Origin of the sequence: Marinilabilia rubra, assembly GCF_003121985.1 — a bacterium.
Lineage (GTDB): Bacteria > Bacteroidota > Bacteroidia > Bacteroidales > Marinilabiliaceae > Marinilabilia > Marinilabilia rubra.
On the sequence record NZ_QEWP01000002.1, the window covers coordinates 412,517 to 436,655 of the forward strand.

General features: G+C 42.5%; 15 protein-coding genes. 6 read left to right on the forward strand and 9 right to left on the reverse strand.

Annotated elements, in window-relative coordinates; all coding sequences use genetic code 11:
• Positions 1–48 precede the first annotated feature (48 nt).
• The 5 genes from DDZ16_RS04470 to DDZ16_RS04490 form a co-directional block, all read right to left on the reverse strand.
• Complete coding sequence (locus DDZ16_RS04470) at positions 49–2,397, reverse strand: ABC transporter permease (RefSeq protein WP_109263225.1); 2,349 nt, start codon at positions 2,395–2,397, stop codon at positions 49–51.
• Between the two features lie 145 nt (positions 2,398–2,542).
• The gene (locus DDZ16_RS04475) at positions 2,543–4,903 is read right to left on the reverse strand and encodes an ABC transporter permease (RefSeq protein ID WP_109263226.1); all 2,361 of its coding nucleotides are present in this window, start codon (positions 4,901–4,903) and stop codon (positions 2,543–2,545) included.
• A gap of 243 nt (positions 4,904–5,146) precedes the next feature.
• On the reverse strand, positions 5,147–7,477 hold the full coding sequence (locus tag DDZ16_RS04480) for an ABC transporter permease (RefSeq protein WP_109263227.1): 2,331 nt from the start codon (positions 7,475–7,477) through the stop codon (positions 5,147–5,149).
• A gap of 225 nt (positions 7,478–7,702) precedes the next feature.
• Entirely contained in the window at positions 7,703–8,401 is a 699-nt protein-coding gene (locus DDZ16_RS04485) for an ABC transporter ATP-binding protein (RefSeq protein WP_109263228.1), read from the reverse strand.
• Positions 8,402–8,520: 119 nt separating this feature from the next.
• Positions 8,521–9,771 (reverse strand): efflux RND transporter periplasmic adaptor subunit, encoded by a 1,251-nt coding sequence (locus tag DDZ16_RS04490; protein WP_109263276.1) that lies wholly within the window; start codon positions 9,769–9,771, stop codon positions 8,521–8,523.
• Positions 9,772–10,544: 773 nt separating this feature from the next.
• Between DDZ16_RS04490 and DDZ16_RS04495 the strand changes: the two genes are divergently transcribed.
• Both DDZ16_RS04495 and DDZ16_RS04500 read left to right on the forward strand, forming a co-directional pair.
• A complete protein-coding gene (locus DDZ16_RS04495) occupies positions 10,545–11,909 on the forward strand; it encodes a sigma-54-dependent transcriptional regulator (RefSeq protein ID WP_109263229.1) in 1,365 nt (454 codons plus the stop codon).
• Between the two features lie 7 nt (positions 11,910–11,916).
• On the forward strand, positions 11,917–13,272 hold the full coding sequence (locus DDZ16_RS04500) for a sensor histidine kinase (RefSeq protein WP_232526550.1): 1,356 nt from the start codon (positions 11,917–11,919) through the stop codon (positions 13,270–13,272).
• Between the two features lie 307 nt (positions 13,273–13,579).
• On the opposite strand, the gene DDZ16_RS04505 is transcribed toward DDZ16_RS04500, so the two are convergent.
• Positions 13,580–13,807 carry a hypothetical protein gene (locus DDZ16_RS04505; RefSeq protein WP_109263278.1) on the reverse strand — a complete coding sequence of 76 codons (228 nt, stop codon included), beginning with the start codon at positions 13,805–13,807 and terminating at the stop codon, positions 13,580–13,582.
• A 382-nt stretch (positions 13,808–14,189) separates the two neighbouring features.
• Between DDZ16_RS04505 and DDZ16_RS04510 the strand changes: the two genes are divergently transcribed.
• From DDZ16_RS04510 to DDZ16_RS04525, 4 genes are all read left to right on the forward strand, one after another.
• On the forward strand, positions 14,190–15,836 hold the full coding sequence (locus DDZ16_RS04510) for a DUF4139 domain-containing protein (RefSeq protein ID WP_109263279.1): 1,647 nt from the start codon (positions 14,190–14,192) through the stop codon (positions 15,834–15,836).
• Between the two features lie 527 nt (positions 15,837–16,363).
• Positions 16,364–16,669 (forward strand): hypothetical protein, encoded by a 306-nt coding sequence (locus DDZ16_RS04515; RefSeq protein ID WP_109263230.1) that lies wholly within the window; start codon positions 16,364–16,366, stop codon positions 16,667–16,669.
• 6 nt (positions 16,670–16,675) lie between these two features.
• The gene (locus DDZ16_RS04520) at positions 16,676–17,602 is read left to right on the forward strand and encodes a ketopantoate reductase family protein (RefSeq protein WP_109263231.1); all 927 of its coding nucleotides are present in this window, start codon (positions 16,676–16,678) and stop codon (positions 17,600–17,602) included.
• Between the two features lie 232 nt (positions 17,603–17,834).
• Positions 17,835–20,723 carry a CHAT domain-containing protein gene (locus DDZ16_RS04525; protein WP_109263232.1) on the forward strand — a complete coding sequence of 963 codons (2,889 nt, stop codon included), beginning with the start codon at positions 17,835–17,837 and terminating at the stop codon, positions 20,721–20,723.
• Positions 20,724–20,916: 193 nt separating this feature from the next.
• Here the strand turns inward: DDZ16_RS04525 and DDZ16_RS04530 are convergent, their stop codons facing one another.
• From DDZ16_RS04530 to DDZ16_RS04540, 3 genes are all read right to left on the reverse strand, one after another.
• On the reverse strand, positions 20,917–21,492 hold the full coding sequence (locus tag DDZ16_RS04530) for a hypothetical protein (RefSeq protein WP_109263233.1): 576 nt from the start codon (positions 21,490–21,492) through the stop codon (positions 20,917–20,919).
• A 159-nt stretch (positions 21,493–21,651) separates the two neighbouring features.
• A complete protein-coding gene (hydG, locus tag DDZ16_RS04535; protein ID WP_109263280.1) occupies positions 21,652–23,085 on the reverse strand; it encodes a [FeFe] hydrogenase H-cluster radical SAM maturase HydG in 1,434 nt (477 codons plus the stop codon).
• 547 nt (positions 23,086–23,632) lie between these two features.
• Positions 23,633–24,106 carry an NADH-quinone oxidoreductase subunit NuoE family protein gene (locus DDZ16_RS04540; protein ID WP_109263234.1) on the reverse strand — a complete coding sequence of 158 codons (474 nt, stop codon included), beginning with the start codon at positions 24,104–24,106 and terminating at the stop codon, positions 23,633–23,635.
• Positions 24,107–24,139 lie beyond the last annotated feature (33 nt).

The window sequence follows — 24,139 nt, forward strand, 5'->3', positions numbered from 1 at the left end:
GAATGAGGAATACCTTTCTACCCTTCTATCATTCACCCTCCCCTCTGCTCACTCATCCCGCAATACCTCTGCCGGGTTTCTGGTAGCCGCCTTCCAGCTTTGCCAACTCACGGCCAAAAGAGCCATAACCAGAGCCAAAATCCCGGACAAGGCAAAAATCCACCAATTCAAGGTTGTGCGATAAGCAAAATTTTCAAGCCACCTGTTTACAGCCAGCCATCCCAGAGGAGCAGCAATCACAAAAGCTATTAATACCCACTTCAAAAAATCCCTGTTCAACATGGTCATTACTTCAGTGATTGTAGCCCCGTTTACTTTTCGAACACCTATCTCTTTGGTTTTGTAAAGACTGATAAATATTGAAAGCCCCACAATCCCCAAAATGGAGACAATAATGGACAAAAAGCTAAAGGCAATGATGAATCCGGCCTGACGGCTTTCGTTGCGATATAATGCTTCCATGTGTTCATCCAGAAAGAAATATCTGAAGGGTAGTTCGGGGCTCAACTCCCGGTAAACCGTTCTTACATCTGAAAGAGCCTCTTTAACATTGGTCGCGGAAAATTTCACACTCACATTTCCAAAATAACGTGGATTTTCGTTGTACCAAAAAACAAACGGTTCCACATTTTCCCTTAATGATACATAATTGAAGTCCTTTAGAATTCCCACCAATACCCCATTATTCACTTCTGTGCCTAAGTTCCAGCCATACTTTTGGGCTGCAGCTTCATTGCAGATAATATTGTTCAGATCTCCTTCGCCCTCTCTGAAAAATCTTCCCTCTTTCAACTGAAAATCCATCATTGGGATATAGGATTCATCAACTGCCCAGTACCAAACCTGGCAGCGCTGGCCATCCACAACGAAGGAATTCATCTCCTTGGCATAACCGGGAACAGCCCTTGAAAAAGCTACTTCTTTGATGTTAGGGGATTCCAGTAAGCGTTCTTCAAAATGGTTGTATTTATCGCGCAGATCCTGATTCATGCGTACCACCAACGTATTGTCTTTATTGTATCCCAGGTAACTGCCTTCCATGAATTTCACCTGTTTGATAACCCCTGCCGAGGCTATAATCAGTGCAATGGTAGCGGCGAACTGAGTGACTGTCAGGACGGCTCTTAAAGTTCCTTTTTGTCGGCCATTGAACCTCTTCAGGGAAATGATGGGCTTATGAGTGGTTATTTGCCAGGACTGATAAGCACCGGCTGCAACAGCAAACAAAACAATAGACAAGCCAAGTGCCCCAAAAAGCCAGAAATCCTCAAAAAAAGGTAAGCTAAAGCCCAGCAAAGTTGGGGAGAATTCATGGATCAGATAAAAAGCAAGCAGTGTGGCCAAGAGGAAGGAAGTTCCAAATATTATCAAGCTTTCCAATATAATGTTTTTGCTGACATTAAAACGACTTCCTCCAAGAATCCTGAATATACTTACACTTTTTATACGCTGAGGAATTGAAGCCGTAGAAAGGTTAATGTAGTTAATGAGTGCCACAATAACAATTAATATTCCCACCAGAAAAAGGGCATCCACAAATGTTTTATTGTTAGAAGAGAAAAGGGGTGTCTCAGCTACTCCCGTCGTAAAATGCAGTTCGCCCAAAGGCCGTAGCACCAATTGCACAGATTCTCCCTCATTCAAAAACTTGTTATATTTCTCAATACTTGCCGATTGTTGATTAATCTTATGCTGCAAACCCTCTGCATCGGTACCCGGTTTTACACGGATAAACGTGGGATAATTAACAATACTCCAGGTTTGTGCCCGCTGAATATGGTGACTACTTTCACGCAATCTTAAAATTATTGAAGCCTGAACAACCGAGTTCTGAGGCAGATCTTCATAAACACCGGTAACAGTAAAATACTCATCTCCATGCTTTAACTGCTTACCTGTTACATTGGTTTCACCCCAGGCTTTTTGGGCAAAACTCTGAGAAATGATACCAGTTCCCGGCTGAGACAAGGCATCTGGTCCTTCTCCCTCTAAAAAATTGAATGTAAAAATGTCTGATAAATTTTCATCACCATAGGCGTAAACCTCAAGTCCATCGGCCTTCCCTCTCTCTGTCTCCCATTGAAAGAAACCTTCTTCCCAGCTTCCCCATGGCATATAAATGGTTGAGGTCTCAATTTCCGGAAATTCATTGGTTATGGTTTCTCCCGTGGGCCCCATCAGATATACCGAGGTCTTATCCTGCCGTGGCTGTTTTACCTCCACCCTGTAAATATCCGAAAAGTGCTCATTGTAAGTATCGTATTGGTACTCGTGCCAGACATACAGCATAATGAGTATAAAAGCCGTGAAAGCACTCACCAACCCTGTTAAATTCAGAATGGTCGTAAGCTTCGATTTTTTCAGGTTGATAAAAACCAGTTTTAGTTGGGTGTTCATTTATTAGAATATTTGATGTTTAGATTTTAGAGTTTAGATTCATTCTTAACCATGCTCTCTGACAATTAGAGAATGAGGGAATGAATGAGGGAATGAATGAATGAGGGAATACCATTTCACCATTCAACCTTCCAACCCTTTCTCCTCACTCATCCCGCAATGCCTCTACCGGATTCCGGGTTGCCGCTCTCCAGCTGTTCCAGCTTACTGTGACAACCGCTATGGTAAATACGATAAGCCCGGTGATGGCAAAAATCCACCAACTCACGCTTGTGTGATAGGCAAAATTTTTCAGCCATGCACTCATACCCCACAACGCAAATGGAACGGCCAGAACAAACGAAACAGCCACCCACTTCAGTAATCCCTTATTCAGCAAAAAAACTACCTGGGAAACAAGGGCACCATTCACTTTCCGGATACCTATCTCTTTGGTGCGGCGCCTAACCGTGTAACTTGAATACGCGAATAATCCGGTTACGGCAATCAGCACGGTGATGATGGCAAACCAACCTGTTACTGTTAGCAATCGCTCCTCAGAAGCATACTGCTCTTTTAACTGATCATCCAGAAAAACAGGCTCAAAAGCCGGTCCCGGATAGATGCCTGAGAAGGTCTCTTCAATACCGCTCATTACTTCCAAACCTCTCCCTGCTTCATATTTCACCAATAAGAACCGATTGTAGTGTTCCTGCGGATTTTGCACAAAAAAGGCAAAGTTGCCTATTCCTGAATAGAGCGAATTATAATGAAAATCCTCAACAACCCCGCTCACGAAAAAGTCTATCTTCTCAGGCGAATCATTACCCGATTCCGGGAAATTGCCTGCAACAATGTCTTCGTGAGAATAAGATTTGAGAAGCGCCTTATAAAACGATTCATTAATAAAAATGGAAAAGTCCTGGTTGTCTTTAAAAACCTCTTTCACCTCAATATCCAATGTTTGGATGGCGTCAGGATCCACCATTGCAAATTTGAAGGGGTAGCTTTGATTCCCCAGTTCGAGGTTCAGATCCTGGAGACGAAAACCCGGGTAATGCTGAGCAGTTGCAGCACTCGTAATCCCCGGAAGCTTCAGGATCTCTTCTTTCAGCACATTGATTTTTTCATTTCGGGGGCCCGAAACCCTCACAACCGCAATATTCTCAGGATTGAAGCCAAGGTCTTTGTTCTGAATAAAATTGATTTGCTTGTTCAGCAACAACCCAAAAGCAATTAAACCTGCCACTATGGTAAACTGAAACAACAAAAGAGGGACAGAGCTTTTCATTCCCACAGCGGAAAGTGGCTTTACCTTTTTAAATACATTTCGTAAATCACTCAATCCGGCTACCAGTACAACCAATGAAGATAAAGCCAGCAAAAGTACCCAAAAACCTGCATCTCCAAAGTTGATCGACCAGCCTACAAAAAGGTTGTTAATTATATCGGGCGATAAACGGATAAATATAATGGCCAGAATGGCTCCAATAAGCACCAGTATGGTTACCCGCCACAGGTGATATAAACATATCCGGAAACGTGAGCTGCCCAGAATCTGCATAATGCGCGATTGTTTCTGATTGGTTTCCCTAATAGTCACATCCATCACCAGAAAATTGAACAATGCGGTAAGAAACAAAAGAACACCCACTATCAACAAAATATTCAGGTGCGATTGCCGAACTGCAGGAGAAATATCCCGGATAAGTCCCGGAGTAAAGTGAACTTCGCTCAGCGGTTGCAACCTGGACTCAAAAGCTTCCATCGGCGGTCCGTGAGCATCCCCAATCAAAGGTTTCAGTAAAGAGTTGAGTTTACTGGTAAGGACAACCTTATCCGCATTATCATAAAGTTTAAGATAAACGTAAGCACCATACACCTTCATGTGATCTATATGATTCAGCGTTTGCTCGTAATGCCCGTATTTCGAAAAAACGAGGTCGTACCGCAAATGAGAATTGTCCTGATCCTCGCTGATGACTCCTACCACCCGGCAACTTCTGTTCTGATTCTGATCCTGCGCATTGTATTGCACTTCTACCATTTGGCCCACCGGATCTTCGTCACCAAACAAATTTCTTGCTGCCCCTTCGCTTAATAATACCGTATTTGGCTCATCTAAAGCAGAAACATTCCCGGATTTCAGATGAATACCAAAGAACTTAATGAAACGACTATCCGCGTAAACAGGGTCTTTGATTCTAACCTTTTGATCACCACTCAGCAGGTCAAACTGCTCATCGTTTTTATAGAAAGTACTATACGACTCAATTTCTGGCTGGTCTTGCAGTGCTTGATCATAGGCTGAAAAAGTAGAAGCCCAGTAAGTTCCTTTGTCAATTCTGGTGTTAATACGGTAAACCCTGCCGTAACCATCCACCTGCTTATCGTATGAATGGTGATACCCCACAAACGAAATAATCACCAGGGCCACAGCCATAGCCACCGTCAAACCCACAAGGTTGACCGTTACAAAGAACTTGTCTTTCAGCAAGTGGCGAATGGCTAATTTTAAGTTTATCATTGGCGTTTGTTTAAGTAATGAGGGAATGAGGGATTGAGAGAATGAGGGAATGAATGAGGGGATGAATGAATGGTGACCCGCTCTGCTCTATGCCCCATGCTCTCTGCTAATGAGAGAATGAAAGATTGAGGGAATGATAGAATACCATTTCACCTTTCTACCATTCCACCCACCCTCAACTGATGAGCTGGCGAACTGGTGTGCTGATGAGCAAACTCTCTCCATGCTCCTTGCCCCAATCTCCTACTCATACCTCAGCGCTTCTACCGGGTTTCTGGTAGCGGCACGCCAGCTTTGTACAATAACAGTAAATACAGCCAGCGAAATAATAAGCAAACCAGCTACTACGAAAACTCCGATTCCCATATCAATACGGTAGGCAAAACCCTGTAGCCACTCATTCATAAGGTACCACGAAACAGGAATGGCAATGGTGAAACCGACCAATCCGGTAATCAAAAACGGTTTTATGAGCCTGTTTACGATGCTGGGAACAGGTTCTCCCATGCATTTGCGGACACCAATTTCCTTGGTTTTCTGCTCCGCCATAAACATGATTACGCCCAGTAGTCCCAGAACCAGGACTATAATTGAAAACCCTGAAAATATCCAGACAAGAGTGCGAAGATTTCTTTCAGAAGCCAGCAGCGACGCCATTTTTTCATCGAAGAAACCGTAAGTCATAGGTATATCAGGTTCTAATTTCTGTCCAATCGTTTTTATCTGGTTTAGTGTTGAACTGATATTATCGATATTCAGCTTGATGGCCATAAAATTGTTGGTCCACTGGCCACCAATGGGACTAATCACCATGGGCTGTACTTCCTTAGCCAGCGAATTGAAATGGATATCCCCAATGACACCCTGAATTCTGTAGGTCGAGCCAAAAGCCTCAAGGGTTTTTCCTTCAAAACTGTCCCACCCAATGATTCGGGCAAATGCCTCGTTGATTACGATCCCTTCCTGATCAGAATCCTGAAAATAGGCTCCCTCTACCATCTTGGCCTCTAGGGTTGACGGCATATCTTCATCTGCATACCAGAGTGTAACCAGTGGCTTAAAATCAGGATCTTTCCCTTGCCAACTCCAAGCTTCACTATTATTACCTATCGAAAAAGGCAAGTAGGACAACACTGTGGAAGATTCGACATTAGAAATGCGGTTGACTTCTTCTTTAAAAACATTATGGTTCTCCTTGAGCTTGCCATCCAGATAAACATACATTACCTGGTCTTTTTCAAAGCCAAGGTCCATTTTCTGCAAATAGGTAGTTTGGCGTGATATGATCATGGTTGAGCTTAACAGCATAAGAGACACCAGGAAGATGACCGCCACCAAAGCATTGCGAAAAACACCTTTGCTCTTCACCGATTTGAAACTTGACCTCAGCGTCCGAACCGGTGAAAAAGAGGTGAGATAAAAAGCCGGATAACTACCTGCCAGAAAAACAGTAACCAAATAAATCATTGTCATTGCCAAAAGAGGTTTCCACGAAAAGATAGCCAGTGGGTTGATTTGCTTTTCAATGGAGACATTAAAAAGAGGCAGTGCCGCCAAAGCCACCAAAATAGCAACCATAAATGCGACCAGGCAAATGATGGCAATATCGGAATAAATTAAACGAACAAGGCTCTCCCGTGTAGCGCCAAGGGTTTTTCTCAGGCCGGTTTCTTTAATTTGCTTTACCGACCGGGCTGTATTGAGGTTGATGAAGTTTAGGGTAGCAGCAAGTAACACCATAAGTCCTATCAGGGCAAAGATTCGCACATTGCGGATGTGCCCCTTTTCATACAGATAACCGTTTTTAAATTTATAGGCTCTTAAATAATTGGTCGATTCGGGCATTTCCTGCTGAATGCGATTGGTCACTGAAGAAGCGATTTTGTCGAAATTTTCCGGTTTGTTGAGCAATCCGTAAGTCATGAAGCTGTTGTTGTACCAGGTCGTCAGGTAATCCTCCCGGTTAAACATGGCAGATACATGATTGACAGGAACCAACGCATCAAATTTAACAGAGGAGTTTTGAGGAATGTCTTCAATGACCCCAACCACTCTCATATTATACTCTTTATTAAACTTCACCATTTTCCCGATGGGATCTTCATTCCCAAAGTATTTTTGGGCTGTGGTCTGTGTCAATACAACTTTATTTTTTACGCCTTCCTCACCCCGGCTACCCTTGATAAAAGGAAACGAAAAGATGTCAAACAAAGAATAGTCGGCAAAAGCGACGCCTTCCAGGTATTTTTTATCCTTATATTGAACAAGGTAATCAACATAAGGGGGTCTGTAGCGACTGGTAGTTTCAATTTCGGGGTATTCATCCCTGATTGCCGGACCTACTGCCGGGGGACATCCATCGAAAGTCACCTCTTTCTGACCGCCTTCGAGATAAGCATGCACCACAAAGATGCGATCGATCTTTTCATGGAAACGGTCATGGCTTACCTCATCCACAGTCCAGAAAAAGATAAACATCACACAAATCAATCCCACAATCAGTCCCGAAATCCCCAGGAGAGATGCTGTTTTGTTCTTTTTTAATCGTCTGAATGTTAATAGTATTTTTTTCATCGTTGATCTGTTTTATAGCTGATGAGTTGGTGAACTGGTGAGCTGATGAGCAATATTGAGTCTTAAAGCTCCATGCCCCTGCTAATTAATGAGGGAATGAATGAATGATAGAATGAGGGAATACAATTCCTCTGTCTTTAGCTGATGAGCTGGTGATCTGGTGAGTTGATGAGCAATTGCTCTCCGTGCTCTTTGCCCTGTGCTCTTTGCCCCATGCCCTCTGCCCTAAAGTATCATCTCACCCAATTCCTTTTTCACCTCTTCGGTGATAATCTGACCGTCGAAGAGATTCACCACCCGGTGAGCAAACTCCGAATCGTGAAGCGAGTGCGTCACCATTACGATGGTAGTCCCTTCCCGATTAAGCTCAGTAAGGAGGTTCATCACTTCCAGACCGTTTTTGGAGTCCAGGTTACCGGTAGGCTCATCGGCCAGTATCAGCTTGGGATTGGCTACTACAGCGCGTGCTATGGCCACCCGTTGTTGCTGTCCACCCGATAATTGTTGTGGAAAGTGCTTTTTCCGATGTCCGATTTTCATTCGCTCAAGCACCTCTTCCACACGCTCTTTTCGCTCTTTGGCACTATATTTCAAATAGATGAGTGGCAACTCCACATTTTCAAACACATTGAGTTCGTCAATCAGATTAAAACTCTGAAACACGAAGCCAATATTACCTTTGCGAAGGGAGGTTCGCTGCCGCTCTTTTAGGTGGCCCACTTCCTGTCCGTCAAAGAAATATTGACCTCCGGTAGGGTTATCGAGCAACCCGATGATGTTCAACAACGTGGATTTTCCACATCCAGACGGGCCCATAATGGCCAGAAATTCGCCTTCCTGCACGTGCAGGTTGACCTGATCCAATGCACTGGTTTCAATCTCTTCAGTGCGGAATACTTTTGTGAGGTTTGTTGTTTTTAGCATAAGATGCCCCCTTTAATTCCCCCTAAGGGGGAAGATTAAAATTAGTTGTCTATATTTTTTGATTTATAAAAATACTCATTTCTTTTTCTCCTCCCCTTGGGGGAGGTCGGGTAGGGCCCCTACCGCAGCTCCAACCTCTCATTCTCCCCAAACATCTCATAGCCGGATGTAATGACCTGCTCGCCGGGCTCAAGGCCTTCGATCACTTCATAATAGCGGGGATTTTGTTTGCCAATTTTGATGTTGCGGCGCACGGCTTCGGTGCCCGATTCGTTGAGCACATATACCCACTGACCACCGGTGCTTTGGAAGAAACCGCCACGTGGCACCAAAATGGCATTGGTTGGTTGACCAAGCTGCAACTTGAGATGGTAAGTTTGTCCGGTTCTGATTTTCTCCGGCTTTTGGCCATCAAACACCATATCTATCTCAAACTGGCCGTCGCGAACCTCGGGGTAAACTTTCTTTACATGAAGTTTGTACTCACTGCCGTTACGGTCAAAACTACAGGGCAACTCCCGGCGTATGCGATCGATGTAATGCTCGTCAACTCTGGCCTCCACTTTATAATCCGATAAAACGTGTATCATACCTATTCTCTGTCCCTGAGCAATGGATTGCCCGATCTCGGCATCCAGCATTCCCAGCTGACCATCCACAGGAGCTTTTACTTCCAAATGATCCAGACGCTCACGCACCAGACCCAGCATCTGACGCATCTTCTTAAGGTCTTCGTCAAGCGTTTTCATATTGGTAAGCAACATCAGCGAATCATTCTTCGACTTCAGCTGGTTGATCTTCAACAAACTCTTCTCATAATCAAAGTCCTCCTTATCCTGAAGGTATTCCTCCCGTGGAATCAGTTTTTCTTCATAAAGCGCCTTGGACTGCTCGTAATTCCGTTTTTTTCGCTGAAGACGATATTTATTGTCAAGCAGGTTACGGCGCGACTGAATCATCTCTGCTTCAAAGCTGATACGGGTGTTTCTGAGGTAGTTTTCCTTTTCAGCCAGTGCAGCCTCACTGTTAAGGATGGTCTGATAAAGCTGTCGGTTCTCAAGTTTAAGAATCACATCCCCCTCTTTCACCATCGTACCCTCTTCAATAATTTTCTCATCAACCCGTCCGCCCTCAATGGCATCGAGGTAAATGGTGGAAATAGGCTCCACTTGTCCTATTATGGTAATGTAATCATTGAACTGTCCCTGTTCAACGGTGTTGATGGTCAGTTTTTCTCTGTCTACCCGCATCACCGAACTATGATCGGCCCATATCACCTGGTAAATCAGGAATAAAAAGACCAGTCCTCCCAAAACCATATAGACATGTTTCTTCTTTATTCCCTTTTTCTTTTCTATGACTTTGTCCATTGACATATTTGTGTAGATTTAAGATTCTTAGATTTAAGATCGCTAGATCGTTTTCTATTCTCAAAGGTTCTTTAATATTATCACCCAGCTATGGTTTCACACTTTTGTGATGACCAATTACTTCTTTATATTTTGTGATCCGAGGCTTATGATCAGCAATCCGGGCTTTATGATCAACCATTACCCCTTTATGACCAGCAATCCGATGCTTATGATTGACAATCCGACCTTTATGCATGCCTGTCCGACCTTTATGCACGGATCACAGACCTTTATGCAAAGGTTACAGATGCTTATGCACGGGTCACAGACGCTTATGGACGGGTGTAAGGGCTTTATGCACGGGTCACAGATGCTTATGCGAAAGCTCAATGAGTGAATGAAGGAATTAATGAATGAGTGAATGCCTATCACCATCCCACCTTCACACCATTCCACCCTCTCACCTTTTCACCTTTCCACCTTTTCACCTTTCCACCATCTTTAGCTGGCGAGCTGATGAACTGACGAGCAACATTCAACCCTATGCTCCATGCCCTATGCCCCATGCTAATGAGTGAATGAAGGAATCACCATTCCACCCTCCCACCATTCCTCTTTTCTCCATGCCCCATGCACATCCACAACCATACCAAAACCACCAAAAACCTAAGCAACAAACACTTAACCCACCCACCCCACCCCCCTGTGTAAAAAAATCACACGTTCACCTGTAAAAATTTTTAACACATGATTGCAATCCACAGGGCAAGCCCCTACATTTGAAATAAAAAATGGCCAAAGGGAGCATCCTCATAGTTGACGACAACAAAAGTGTATTGACAGCGCTGGACATGCTGTTGTCCAACGAATTTGAAAAGATTGACTGTTTGTCCAATCCCAATGTAATACCATCAAAGCTTGACAAAGAGGCGTACGACCTTGTACTGCTGGATATGAACTTCAAGTCAGGTGTTAATTCCGGAAACGAGGGAATTTACTGGTTGAATCAGATAAAAGAGAAGCGACCTGACACTTCGGTTGTAATGATTACCGCTTATGGCGATGTGGAATTGGCCGTCAATGCACTAAAAACAGGGGCTACAGATTTTGTCTTAAAGCCCTGGGACAACACAAAACTTCTGGCAACCGTTCGCTCCGCCATTCAGCTTAGCCAGTCGAAAGGCGAGGTTAGTTCGCTCAAACAAAAAGAGAAAGATCTCAAAAGCAGTCTCAACAGCAATCAGAAATATATCATCGGGTCATCCCCGCAGTTGATGGAAGTGCTGAACCTTGTCCGAAAAGTGGCCAAAACAGATACCAATGTATTGATAACCGGCGAAAACGGTACCGGAAAGGAGTTGATCGCGCAGGAGATTCACCGGCTTTCTCAACGCCATCAGGAGATGCTGGTGGGTGTAGATATGGGAGCCATCAGCGAAACGCTTTTTGAGAGTGAACTCTTTGGTCATGTAAAAGGTGCCTTTACAGATGCACGCATAGATCGCGCAGGGAAGTTTGAAGTGGCCAACCGGGGAACCCTCTTTTTGGATGAGATTGGGAACCTCCCTTTTCACCTCCAGTCCAAATTGCTGGCGGCTCTTCAAAACCGGGAAATCACCAGGGTTGGTTCCAATCAGTCCGTTCCGGTTGACATACGACTGATTTGTGCCACCAATCGTGATTTGCCAAAACTGGTGGAGGACGGTTTGTTCCGCGAAGATCTTCTTTACCGCATTAATACTATCCATATAGAAGTGCCTCCTCTCCGGGATAGAGGTGAAGACATATTGGTACTGGCGGATTTCTTCCTGAAGAAATACGGCGCCAAATATGAAAAGGCACACTTAAAAATTAATGGTCAGGCACAAGACAAATTAATGAGATACAACTGGCCCGGAAATATCCGCGAATTGGAGCATGCCATCGAAAAAGCGGTTATCCTGAGTAACAACCAGGTGCTTAAAGCCGACGATTTTTTCCTGAAACCGGTGACCGGATCTAAATCAACGCCCAATACACTCAATCTGGAGGAAATGGAGAAACAACTTATCCGCACAGCCCTGGAAAAACACCCTGGCAATATTTCAGCAGCAGCCGAGCAGCTGGGCATAACCCGGCAAACACTTTACAACAAAATAAAAAAACTTAATATGTAATGGTGCTATGAGGTCATCTGTTCCATCATATTTCATTGTGCTTCTCCTGTTCATCACCGGGGTCGCCTTTTCCGCGGGGTGGGCGATGGCCCATTACAACACATGGCTGCCCGTCTTGCCCGGAAGTCTGGTTATTCTTCTCCTGATCTTTTCTTTTTTCCGCGCCCACCAAAAAATCCTGCATCGCATCCATTACTTTTTTGAAGCAGTAAAGAATGAAGATTCAGCGCTTTCTTTTTCAAAATCAACAGGCGATCCAATTCTCACTCAACTGACACAACATCTGGAGAAGACCAACCAATACATTCAGCGCATTAAAATAGAAAGTCGCCAGAGCGAACAGTTTTTCAGCGCCTTACTCGAACACATTGATACGGGTATTCTGTCTTTCGACGAAAAAGGTTTTGTACACAATGCCAATACTCCGCTTAAACGCCTGCTGGGCCTCGAACAATTCACTCATCTTCGTCAACTGGAGAAAGTAGACACACGACTGGCCAATGTTTTAAAAACCCTCAGGCCCAATGATCAAAAGATGGTGACCATTGAGCAACCTAAATCAAAACGGCTCAACCTGCTTATAAAATCCACCCCCTTTGTTGTAGAGAATAAAAGTCTGATGCTGATATCCATTCAGGATATCAACGATCCCCTAAGCGAAAAAGAGCTGGATGCCTGGATGAAACTGATACGCGTACTTACACACGAAATCATGAATGCCATTGCTCCGGTGACTTCCCTTTCCGAAAACCTAAAAAAATATTACACCCAAAACGGTGAAATCATTCGACCTGAACAAGTGGACGAAAAGATTATCCGCAATACTGTCAGGGGACTGGATGTAATTGAAGAACAGGGAAAGGGGTTGATCAGCTTTGTAAAAACCTACCGCCGATTGACCCGTTTGCCCAAGCCTGAATTGTCACCCGTCGCGGTAAAAGACCTCATTGAAAAGGCGGTGGTCCTGAATAAATCATACCGGCCCGATATTGAAATATCGGTTCATCTCCCCCATGAGGATATCACTCTGAGTGCCGATGAAAAGATGGTCAACCAGGTATTGGTCAACCTGTTAAAAAATGCCTCCGAAGCTCTTGAAGAGAGAGATGACGGAAAGATTAGCGTCTCAGCTCTCACCGATGATAAACAAAGGGTAATAATTGAGATTAAGGACAATGGGCCTGGAATTCCTCCCGAGCTGTTGGACGAAATTTTTGTACCCTTTTTCACCACCCGCGACAATGGCAGCGGTATTGGACTTAGCCTTTCACGACAAATTATGCGCCTCCATAAAGGAAAGCTCAATGTGAGGTCGGCAGTGGGAAAAGAGACCGTTTTTTCTATGGAATTTCCGGGGAGGTAAATTTCTAAACTCAATAGCGCAAAGTGGTTTTTAGTTCCGGAGGGATGAAATAGAGATTAGTGGATAGTTATAGTTTATAGTAAAATAGTGAGTCAATTTGTGGCTAACAGGCCTTTTTTCTTCTTCAGTCTTAAACACCAACATAGGGATAAAATCAAGAAATTTGGATTATCAGGAACCACCCCTTAAATCTAACTGATGGCCAAGTTTCTTTTTAAATCGATCTACGGAATTTTCTGAGCATTTGTGTCTGATATAATAAATTATTTCTTCCAGATTTCTAACTGATTCTTCAGACCACAAAAGTTTATAATCCATATCGCTTACTAATTTCCTCATGAGAAAATGTGCGACCATCCTGAATATCCTTCAGTCCACGATTAATTCCTTCTTGTTCTTCTCCACTTAAATCATCCCACCAAACCTTATTTTCTGAACGAGAATCCTTAACCACTTTAAGATATTCTATTGTTTCATCATCTTCGAGTTTGGTAAGCCATTCTATCAACTCCAGTTTAATAGCATTGTGTCCCATAGAAAAAAATTTAACAGTCATTCTTTTTTCAAAATTACGATTTTTTCATCCGTTTGTCAGACGATGAAACAAGAAAATAATATCCATTGACAATGAGGCAACCAGCTGCTTATCATATTTCGTTTCTAACGGTGTTAGCAGGAGCAATTAGAAAGAAAAATTTCATCCCATAGTCCCGGAGGGACAAAAGATCGGTAGAAAGAAAAATCCCTAAAGGAAAGATGAATGCCGTAGGTACGAAACAGAAATTAAATGCCTGATATGTTTCAAAAAACTTATGTTTCCTTATGTGGTTCAAAGATTAATTCTTGTACTTTTCAACCATCATCTTAATTTCAGGCACAATAAATGTATATTTGAATTAAACTCAACAAAATTTGATATGAGAAAAATATTTTTATTCATCGCACTTCTTGGGTTGGGCACTCTCCATGCACAGACAAGTAAAGAAGTCACCTCCGAAATTACCGATGTGACTGTTTACCTTAATGGGGCACAGATTACCAGGGAAGCTGAAGTTTCTATTCCTTCAGGAAGAACAGAACTTTTGTTTAAAGGCATTACATCTCGCCTGAATTCAGGTAGTTTACAGGTTGGTTCTGAAAAAGAGATCACCATTCTGTCGGTTAACCAGACATTCGATTATCTGGAGAAAGCCAAAGTGGACGAGAATATCGCTTCTTTACGCAAGAAACGGGATGATCTGCTTGAATCCATTGAGGATAAAAGATCTATGATCAGGGTCTATTCCAGTGAGAAAGAAATGCTCTTAAAGAATCAACAAATCGGTGGCAATGAAAATGGGGTCAATATTGATGAGTTGATGAAGGCTGCCTCTTTTTTCCGGTCACACCTGAAAGAGCTCGAATCGCTCACCAAAAACCTGGACCGGGAAATTAAAGATTTAAACCTGAAATTAAACGACATCAATCAGCAATTAAGGGAGCTGAATTCGCAGAAGCAACAGCCCACAAGCACTGTAAAAGTAGCCATTAAAACAGACAGAGCTGTTAACACCAAAATGTTTGTTAACTACACCATCCGCCAGGCCTCCTGGGAACCCATGTACGACATCAGAGTCAACTCAACCAAAGAGCCGCTAACCTTGGTTTACAGAGCTAAAGTTCGCCAAAGAAGTGAAGAAAAATGGGAGAATGTCAACCTCACACTCTCTACCGGTAATCCCTCTATCAGTAATTACAAACCTGAACTTCATAAGTGGTATGTTTATTCAAAGCCGCTACCGCCACCTCCTCCACCCAAAGTTTCTGGTGTCTTGCATATTGTTGAGGACGATGTGGAATTGACGGAAGAATTGGTTATTGAAGACACCGAGAGCGATTTCTCAAGGAAAGAAAAATCTCCCAGAAAAATGGCCACCAGTTCTCTTGGAAATGAAAACATAAGTATTCAGCAGCAACAAACCACTACATCTTTCAAAATTGATATTCCTTATTCCATCCCGTCAGACAATCAGGATTATGATGTTTCCATTGTTGATTATGAAGTTCCTGTAGATTATCAGTTTGCTGCGATTCCAAAGCTTTCGCCGCACGTGTATTTGATGGCATTGGCTACCAATTGGTACGATCTAAACTTACTGCCGGGAGGTGCCAATATTTATTATCAGCAAACTTATCAGGGCAAAACGTACCTTGATTCTAAAACTTCCTCCGATACACTGGCTCTTTCCATTGGTCGCGATCCGGGCATCATTGTGGAGCGTGAGATGCAAAAAGACCGCTCTGAGAAAAGCCTGTTTGGCAGCACACGCAAAGAAACCAAAGCATGGGTCATAACCGTTCGTAACACAAAAAACACTGAAGTATCAGTAGAAATTGAAGATCAATATCCCCTGTCCAGAAGCGGCGAGATAAAAGTGGAACTGGAAGAGGCCGGCAAAGCCGATGTTAACGAAACAGAAGGTAAACTAACCTGGAACCTGGATCTCAAGCCCGGTGAAGTAAAAGAACTTAAGTTTGTTTACAGCGTTCGCTACCCCAAAGATATGGATGTGATTGTGGAGTAAAAGGCCAGAGGGTGAAAGGGTAAAAAAGTTAAGAAGGTGGTTAGAAACAAAGTTTGTTTTTGACCACCTTTTGCTTTTTCCGCAGATTTCGAACCCTGTCAGGAATCAGACAGATGTTCCTTGATCATCTATCATCGTAGTAACAAGTATTCCAAGATCGAAAAGATCACTGAAAGAGAGATTCTTCACTCCGTTCTGAATGACAAGAGACTTGGAATTCCTGGCTTTACTATGAGGGACTGTTCGGAAAATCCAAGTTTAATGTCATTCTGAGCTTGCCGAAGAATCTTTTAGTTCAAGAATCGGATGTTTAAACTTCACTCAACATAACGCGCTTTAAGGGCATTGGAGAAAGCTCAGTCAAAACCAACAGACATGAAACATCCTTTTACCCCCCTCTTTCTTACAATACACTCTTTGCGTCCCTGCAACTTTGCGTTAAAAACACCGCCAAACACTTTAATTATTGAGATTTTGCCGCACATTTCGTAGCTTCGCTATCCGGAAATCAACGATAATACTAAAAAATGAAGAAATTATTGATCATTTTAGCCATTGCCATGCTCACGGCATGTGCCACCAAAGACATCAATGATGTTAAAGAAGGCATGTCTTCGAAAGAGGTTACAGAAATAGCAGGAGAACCCTCTGAGACAGTTTCCATGCCCCTCGATATTGAATGGTGGATTTATGAAGAAGAAGAGGTCTTGCTTATTTTTGAAAACGACACCGTTTCGAAGGTTACCTCTCAAAAGGAACTGGAAGAATCAATCAAAGGAGTGGAAAAAAGCATGAAAGACCTGGAAGGAGAAATCAACAAATTAACTGAATAAACTACTATGCAAGTATTAATAGTTGGAACAGGTGGTGTAGGCGGATACTTTGGAGGCCGCATGGCCAAAGCCGGACACGATGTAACCTTCATTGCCCGTGGAGACCACAAAAAGGCCATGGAAGAAAATGGGCTTGAGGTGAAAAGCATTAACGGGGATTTTTCCCTCAAAAAGGTAAAAGTTACTGATAGTATTGCTGATGCAGCCACTCCGGATTTGGTCATCATATCCGTAAAAGCCTGGCAGGTAAAAGACATTGCTGTTCAATTGAAAAAGGTGATTGACGGTCACACAATGGTATTGCCGCTTCAAAACGGAGTATTGGCCAGCGATGAGCTCAAAGAAGAACTCTCTGAGAAGAACGTTTTGGCAGGTCTTTGCCGCATCATCAGTAAAATAGATGGCCCCGGAAAAATACACCATATGGCCGTAGATCCCGTTATTGTATTTGGGGAATGTAACAACTCGAAAAGCGACCGGGTGCTGGAACTGGAAAAAACCTTTAATGATTCCGGGTTCAAAGGACAGGTTCCTAAAGACATTCAGGCAGCACTTTGGAAGAAATTTATCTCCATTTGTACAAGTGGATGGCTGGCAGTGACACGTGCTACACATGGCGAAGTACGTGAGCAAAAAGAGACACGCAGCATTCTTAAAGAAATTCTAAACGAAGGTACTTTGCTTGCCCGAAAAAAAGGAATCAACATTACGGAAGATTACCCGGACAAAATGATGGCTTTTATTGATACGTTTCCATATGATTCCACCACCTCTCTTACCAGGGACATTTGGGACGGAAAGCCTTCTGAGCTGGAATATCAGAATGGAACCATTGTTAAATTAGCCGATGAAATCGGATTAGATGTGCCGGTCAACCGGTTTATTTATTACTCTCTGATTTTGATGGAAAAACGCGCCCGAGGCAATAGTTAGTTGAAAAGTACATGCGTGGATGAGCCAATACAATTACTCCTTCACGCATTCTTCATCACACCCTGCTGAATTTCACCTCCTCAATAATCTCCAGCCTTTCCTCCTCTTCTAAATTAAGACCCGGGTCAAAACTTTTTTGTTTTCAATACTATGTTAATAATTTTGCTTTATTGATTGTCGGAAAATCAATAAATTGCACCCCCTAAAACCATACCTTCAAAAATCTATTCCTATGCAGAAAGAATTTTTCCCTAAAATTTTCCTTAGCCTTCTGTTTTTTTCAATTATCACCACCGGGGGGTATACCCAAAACGGTAAAATGAGTGACCACTGGGCAGCCTACCTCAATTATCAAAAGCACCAATCGGGAGAATTAAACGACAGCGCACTACATTTTCTGCACAAAGCTGAGAACCTGGCTTTTGATAAAGAAAGCTACAACCGATACCTGTGGTACATCAACGAAGAAGCCAGATACCTTTACATTAAATCGGAGCCTTATAGAGCTATTGATGTCATCAAAGAAGGCATGCAACGCCATAAAGCCCATGAAGATACATTAAACAGTTTTACCTATGCATACAGCAATGGGAGTATTGGATTTATTCTTTATTCAATGGGCAAAAATGAAGAAGCTCTGAAGTACTTTCTTCAAAAAGTAAGGCATGAAGAAATCATTATGGAGAAAAATCTTCCCTATTACCAAAAATATCCGGACAGATTTCATAATGAGCTATCTACCAGCTACGAAACACTTACTACGTGTTACCAAACCATTTATGAAAAAACACTGAGACCCGAGGCTTTTTTTCATGCTACAGAATATGCTGAAAAACTTTGGAAACATTGCATGAGCAAAAACCTGGAAAGTCAGTATGGTGATGCACTCTATACTTATGGTCGGCTAGCGAGTGTTCTCTTCCCAAATGAGGCACTGGATCTATTGGAGATCAGCAGTCAATATCTGGGAGATAGTCACCTTGAAGCCTATTACAGCAATCTAAGTGATTACTACCTCAAGAAAGGAAATCCGGATAAAGCAAAAGCTTTATTGAAAGAGGGACTTGAAATAATTTTCAAACCGCGGGAGATTACCTCAAGAGATAAGATATCCACCGGGGGAGAAAGTCCGGAATCTATCATCAACCAACTTGCCGGCATTTATCTGTACACCAATCAACCGGATAGTGCTATTAGACTGATTACCCCAAACCTCAAAAACACAGAAGATCCGGTTGATCTTTGCGAAACCTATGCTCTTTTAGCCAAAGCCCGGATGAATAAAGGAAACCTCGAAAAAGCCGACAGTCTTTACAAATTGTCCCGCTCCTACATTTCACACCTGGATGAAGGTGGAACCGAATTGGAATTGCTCAACGACATGGCACTGCTCATGCTCAAATGGAACAAAACTGATACCGCCCGCCATTACACCAGTTTGGCGGACAGCATCGCCCGCTCTTACGAGAAAGACTTCTTTAAAAGTCCCCATGCCAACAATATTCAGTTTGTATTGAATCACATTTTCAAATCGGCTCGTATCTTTAGCGATCTATACCTGAGAGAACATAAAATTGAGGATTACCAGCAGGCTCAAAAACTGTTCCTGGAGGGACTGAAGCTAACCAACAGATTAAATTTCAACCTTATAGACAAGTCATCCCTGGCTTATCTATCCAACAACATCAAGACATACCTGCCCTGGTATTTTGATATTAATTACGCAAGGTATAAAAACACAGGAGATGAAAAATATGCAACCCTTATTGGTGATGCTCTTGCAAACAACAAAGCAAGAACATTAACCACCCTCATTCGCAGGGAAGAGAACCAGAAACTGACAATATTTGATGGCGAGACACAAAAAGTGGATTCCCTGGAGTTTCTAATAAATGATCTGGAATCAGCCATACTAAGTACAAATGACACGGCGGTAATTGACAGTTTAAAAATCAAACGAATTGAAACAGCAATAGATTTACTTGGCTATAAATTCAGGGAAGAACGAAAAAAAACAGCTCATTATCCGGATTATGCCGAGAACACATTAAAAAATATACAGAAAAAACTGGATGCCAATTCCATTTTTGTGGATTATTATCTTTCCGACTCGGTCATGTACACTACCTATGTTACCAGTAAAGATATTGATGTAAAACGGCAAATCTTCCCTGACGGATTCCCTAAAGCTGTAAGAGACAAGCAAAGAAGTCTGAAAACAGGAAACGGAAAATCGAACTACGATAACATGTTATGGTCTACCCTTTTAACCCCTTTAAACTCCGAGCTGAAGAACAAAAAACACATCATCATTGTGCCCGACTCATATCTATATAAAATCCCGTTTGAAACACTTTTCAAAAACGATCAATTTCTGATTGAATCGCATACAATCAATTACAACTACTCTGCTCTTGCCTATCTTTTAACTGGTAAGGACGCGCGCCCTGAAAACCTGAGCAGCCTGATCCTGGCACCCGATTTTTCAAACGGTAATGCTGCTCCTAATCTGGCATTTCGGGGTATCGAAAATGATTCAACCCTTTTCCGCAACGGAAAGCTGGTCTCGCTGCCTTTTGCCCAAAGCGAGGCAAAGGAAATATTTGAAAAGTTCCGAAAAAAAGACGTTGCCTCCAATCTGCTCACAGGCCCTTTGGCCACCAAAGAGAACTTCATAAAATATGCCGAAAACAGTCATATCCTTCATATGGCCACTCACGGCTATAGCTCAAGGGAAAATCCCTTCCGTTCCTGTATTTTCTTCTCGGACCGACAAAATCATGAAGCGGATTACATGATGATGAATGAACTGTATAATCTTTCACTCGATGCAGATCTTGCTGTTCTCTCTGCATGTCAGACAGGAAACGGACAAATAATAGAAGGCGAAGGAATGCTGGCTTTACCCGGAGGGTTCATCTTTTCAGGCGTTCCCAATGTGATTGCTTCTCTCTGGAAAGTTCATGACCAAAAAACAAGGTTTCTAATGGAAGCATTTTACAGCTATCTTCTTGAAGAAGACAAAAGCTACAAAGAAGCCCTTCGGTTGGCAAAACTGAACTGTATCAAAGAGGGTTATCTTCCCCTTGACTGGGCCGGATTTGTATTAATTGGAGAATGAAACAAAAATGAAATTATAGACCCAAGTTCAATGCACTTACAGGGTTCGGGCCCTTTCACCCCGATTTCTTTTTGATCTTGACACATAAAATCCTGCCTTCCGGGTAGACCTGTCTCAAATATGGAAAAAAACAGATACTCATCTGATAAGGAAATGGCCGGATATTTTAAGCTTCCGGCCATTTCCTTATCATCTAATGTCCTAATGGAAATTCCATCTGTCCTCCGGTTTTAATGTATTTTTCCCTTTCAAACCCCATAAGTCCCTGCTCGTCTGCATCAAGTTTCAAATTATTATATCTGCGGGACTCTTTAATCATTTTTGACTTCTGCTTTTTTGACATCCACTCAATATCCAATCCCGGAGGAAATGAATCTCTTTTTATAACAAGCGATTTTTTATTCCCAGCTTCAAGTTTCTCTTTTTGCCGTTTATAATACGCTGAAAGCTTTTCGATATTCCCGGCATAGCTTTCAAAATCCTCTATCGAAATATCATATTTTTCGATATCAGTATCATGCCATACAGCTAATTGATAATTTTCCCCATCTTTTCTCAGCACCCCCTGATCAAACAACGAGTCAGGCACTTGTGTAAACAAAAGGTAATCCAGTTTTTCAATCAAATCAATGGTATCGCCTACTTCCGGATGCAATACAACTGGTTTTTGAGAAATGGCTGGCGAAACGAAAAAGAAGACCAACAACATGGCAGATATGATTCTGACCTCAAAAAAAAATTTGGGAAATGAAGTATTAAGTTGTCTCATAATTTAATTGGGTTATTTGATTATACAAAAAATCAGCTCCCCCAATGTATACTTCAAAAAATTGGGAAAGAGCTATTTTTATTTCAAAAAAAATCTCTAACATTAAGACTTTGCGTGATTGCACTTTCTGCGTTCAGCCCTGTCTAAAAAGGAAGAAAATTAGAAATAAAGATCCCTTTCTCCTTGCTTAACTCTTTCAAGACGATCAATCAGTTTCTCTTTAAACTGCTCGTCCTTATACTCTTTCAAATTTTCTTCTATTAACTTATAGCCTTTTTCACGAGTTTCCTTAGGGGCATAATCTTCCAGATACTCAGCCATGGTTAGCATGGCATTGGGCTGACAGAACCGCTTGATAAACCCTGGTACCGAGAATTCCATGAAGTGCTCACCGGTGCGCTTGAGCCGGTAACAGGCAGTGCAGAAAGAAGGCAGATAGGCATGTCCCAACAATTCATCCATCACTTCATTCAAAGTGCGGTTATCTCCAATTGAGAACTGTTCCTGATCCAGATCCTGTTCTTTTTTATGGGCAGAGTATCCTTTCATTTCAATATTGGTTCCGCCATCAATTTGTGAAACACCAAATTCCAGGACCTCATCCCTAATATGAGCCGGTTCGCGAGCAGTAAGAATCAATCCTGTATATGGTACAGCCAATCTCAAAATAGCCACTAACCGGGTAAATTCCTCATCACTTACATCAAACTCAGGTTTCACATTAAAACCTGATGCCGGCTTAATCCTTGGAAATGAAATGGTGTGCGGTCCCACATTGTAAACCGCTTCAAAGTGATTTACATGACGAAGCAATCCCATTACTTCAAAACGCCAGTCGTAAAGCCCCAGCAAAGCCCCAATCCCCACATCGTCAATTCCCGCTTCCTGAGCCCGGTCAAGAGCAGTAATGCGCCAGTGGTAATCGCGCTTTTTACCTCCTAAATGGACTTTCAGGTAAGCGTCCCTGTTATAGGTCTCCTGAAAAACCTGGTAGGTGCCAATTCCGGCATCCTTAACCACTCGAAAGCCCTCTACATCCAATGGTGCAGCATTAATATTGACCCGCCGTATTTCACCATTGCCGTGTTTAACTTTATACACATTGCGAACGGTACCGGCGATAAACTGAGGATTATATTTGGGATGTTCACCAAAAACCAGGATCAGACGTTTATGGCCGGCATCTTCCAGCATCTTCACCTCTTCTTCTACCTCAGCAGGAAGAAGAGTCGTTCTCTTTTGGTTTTTATTATCGGTGCGAAAGCCACAATAAGCACAGTTATTGACACACAAATTGCCAATATACAATGGCGCAAAAAGGACAATCCGTTTTCCGTAAACCCGCTCTTTCAACTCACGGGCCCCATCCTTAATTTCCTGAATCATTTCGGGACTGTTGGCATTAATCAAAACAGCGGTCTCTTCCATTGTCAACCTGTTTTTATCCAACGATTTTGCAATCACTTCACGAACCCGCTCAAGAGATGGATTTTCATTTTGCTTTAATATGTCCCAAATCTCATTGGAGTCAATGAAATTTTCCAAAGGACGGTCTTCAAGTTTATATTTCTGAGGATGATAGATAACTGGCATAAGCGTGAACTTTAATCTGATAAAGTTACAACGATTGGCGGGTTTACGGAAAGAATTCAAGGAATATTTCTCTGCAGAAACATTTGGATTCCCAGACAGGTCCATGAACATACTTAAAAATATGACAACACCTCCATCCATAAAGCAGAGGCTCATCAGGTACGGCGGATTATATACGTAATTGTTGAAGCATCATCACCCAGTACATTTGGGGGCACCTAATTTAACCAATCCAGATGGTAAACGTGACATTTTCAAGGGCAAAAACAGCAACATCTTGGCTTTTTTTGAAATAAAAAAAACGGCGGATTCAATCCGCCGTTCCTAAACCACCTCTTCAAAAGTGGCAGATTCATTTATTATCACCTTAGCAATAAATATTCCAGTGTCAAGTCAAGCATAGTCTGACGGCCCAAGCCTTGCTCTTTCTACCTTGTGCTTCTCAAAAAAAAGACTCACGTAGCTACGGCTATGCTTACTTTTTTGTTGATTTGCACAAGGTGAAAAATAGCGGTGGCTTACCCGACATTCTACACTTGACTTGACACTAGTACTCTTCAAGAATGCCTCGTACATCTTCCGGAGAAACCCGCCCGTACACGCGCTCTCCAATGGTGACCACAGGGGCCAGACCACAGGCTCCCACACAACGCAGACAACTCAATGAATACTTGCCATCGGGAGTGGTTTCACCCACTTTCACCTCCAGATGCCGTTTAAATTCGTCAAGAACTTTCTCCGCTCCCCGAACATAACAAGCAGTTCCCATGCAAATGGAAATAGGATGCTTTCCTTTGGGCAACATTGAAAAAAATGAATAAAAGGTCACCACTCCGTATACATGAGCCACCGATACATTCATTTCGTCGGCTACTATCTCCTGAACCTCAGCAGGAAGGTAACCAAACATCCCCTGAGCTCCATGCAATACATTAATCAATTCACCAGGTTCATTGTCAAAATTCTTACACAAGTCTCTCAACTCCTGGACTTTATTTTCGGGTATTTTTACTTTTGCCATAACTTATTCAGTTATCAATTATCAATGAACAAT

What these genes read in the sequence shown, in the direction of transcription:
- DDZ16_RS04470 (WP_109263225.1), bottom strand. Translation starts at nt 2,397, where the DNA reads ATGAACACCCAACTAAAACTGGTTTTTATCAACCTGAAAAAATCGAAG.
- DDZ16_RS04475 (WP_109263226.1), bottom strand. Translation starts at nt 4,903, where the DNA reads ATGATAAACTTAAAATTAGCCATTCGCCACTTGCTGAAAGACAAGTTC.
- DDZ16_RS04480 (WP_109263227.1), bottom strand. Translation starts at nt 7,477, where the DNA reads ATGAAAAAAATACTATTAACATTCAGACGATTAAAAAAGAACAAAACA.
- DDZ16_RS04485 (WP_109263228.1), bottom strand. Translation starts at nt 8,401, where the DNA reads ATGCTAAAAACAACAAACCTCACAAAAGTATTCCGCACTGAAGAGATT.
- DDZ16_RS04490 (WP_109263276.1), bottom strand. Translation starts at nt 9,771, where the DNA reads ATGGACAAAGTCATAGAAAAGAAAAAGGGAATAAAGAAGAAACATGTC.
- DDZ16_RS04495 (WP_109263229.1), top strand. Translation starts at nt 10,545, where the DNA reads ATGGCCAAAGGGAGCATCCTCATAGTTGACGACAACAAAAGTGTATTG.
- DDZ16_RS04500 (WP_232526550.1), top strand. Translation starts at nt 11,917, where the DNA reads ATGAGGTCATCTGTTCCATCATATTTCATTGTGCTTCTCCTGTTCATC.
- DDZ16_RS04505 (WP_109263278.1), bottom strand. Translation starts at nt 13,807, where the DNA reads ATGGGACACAATGCTATTAAACTGGAGTTGATAGAATGGCTTACCAAA.
- DDZ16_RS04510 (WP_109263279.1), top strand. Translation starts at nt 14,190, where the DNA reads ATGAGAAAAATATTTTTATTCATCGCACTTCTTGGGTTGGGCACTCTC.
- DDZ16_RS04515 (WP_109263230.1), top strand. Translation starts at nt 16,364, where the DNA reads ATGAAGAAATTATTGATCATTTTAGCCATTGCCATGCTCACGGCATGT.
- DDZ16_RS04520 (WP_109263231.1), top strand. Translation starts at nt 16,676, where the DNA reads ATGCAAGTATTAATAGTTGGAACAGGTGGTGTAGGCGGATACTTTGGA.
- DDZ16_RS04525 (WP_109263232.1), top strand. Translation starts at nt 17,835, where the DNA reads ATGCAGAAAGAATTTTTCCCTAAAATTTTCCTTAGCCTTCTGTTTTTT.
- DDZ16_RS04530 (WP_109263233.1), bottom strand. Translation starts at nt 21,492, where the DNA reads ATGAGACAACTTAATACTTCATTTCCCAAATTTTTTTTTGAGGTCAGA.
- hydG (WP_109263280.1), bottom strand. Translation starts at nt 23,085, where the DNA reads ATGCCAGTTATCTATCATCCTCAGAAATATAAACTTGAAGACCGTCCT.
- DDZ16_RS04540 (WP_109263234.1), bottom strand. Translation starts at nt 24,106, where the DNA reads ATGGCAAAAGTAAAAATACCCGAAAATAAAGTCCAGGAGTTGAGAGAC.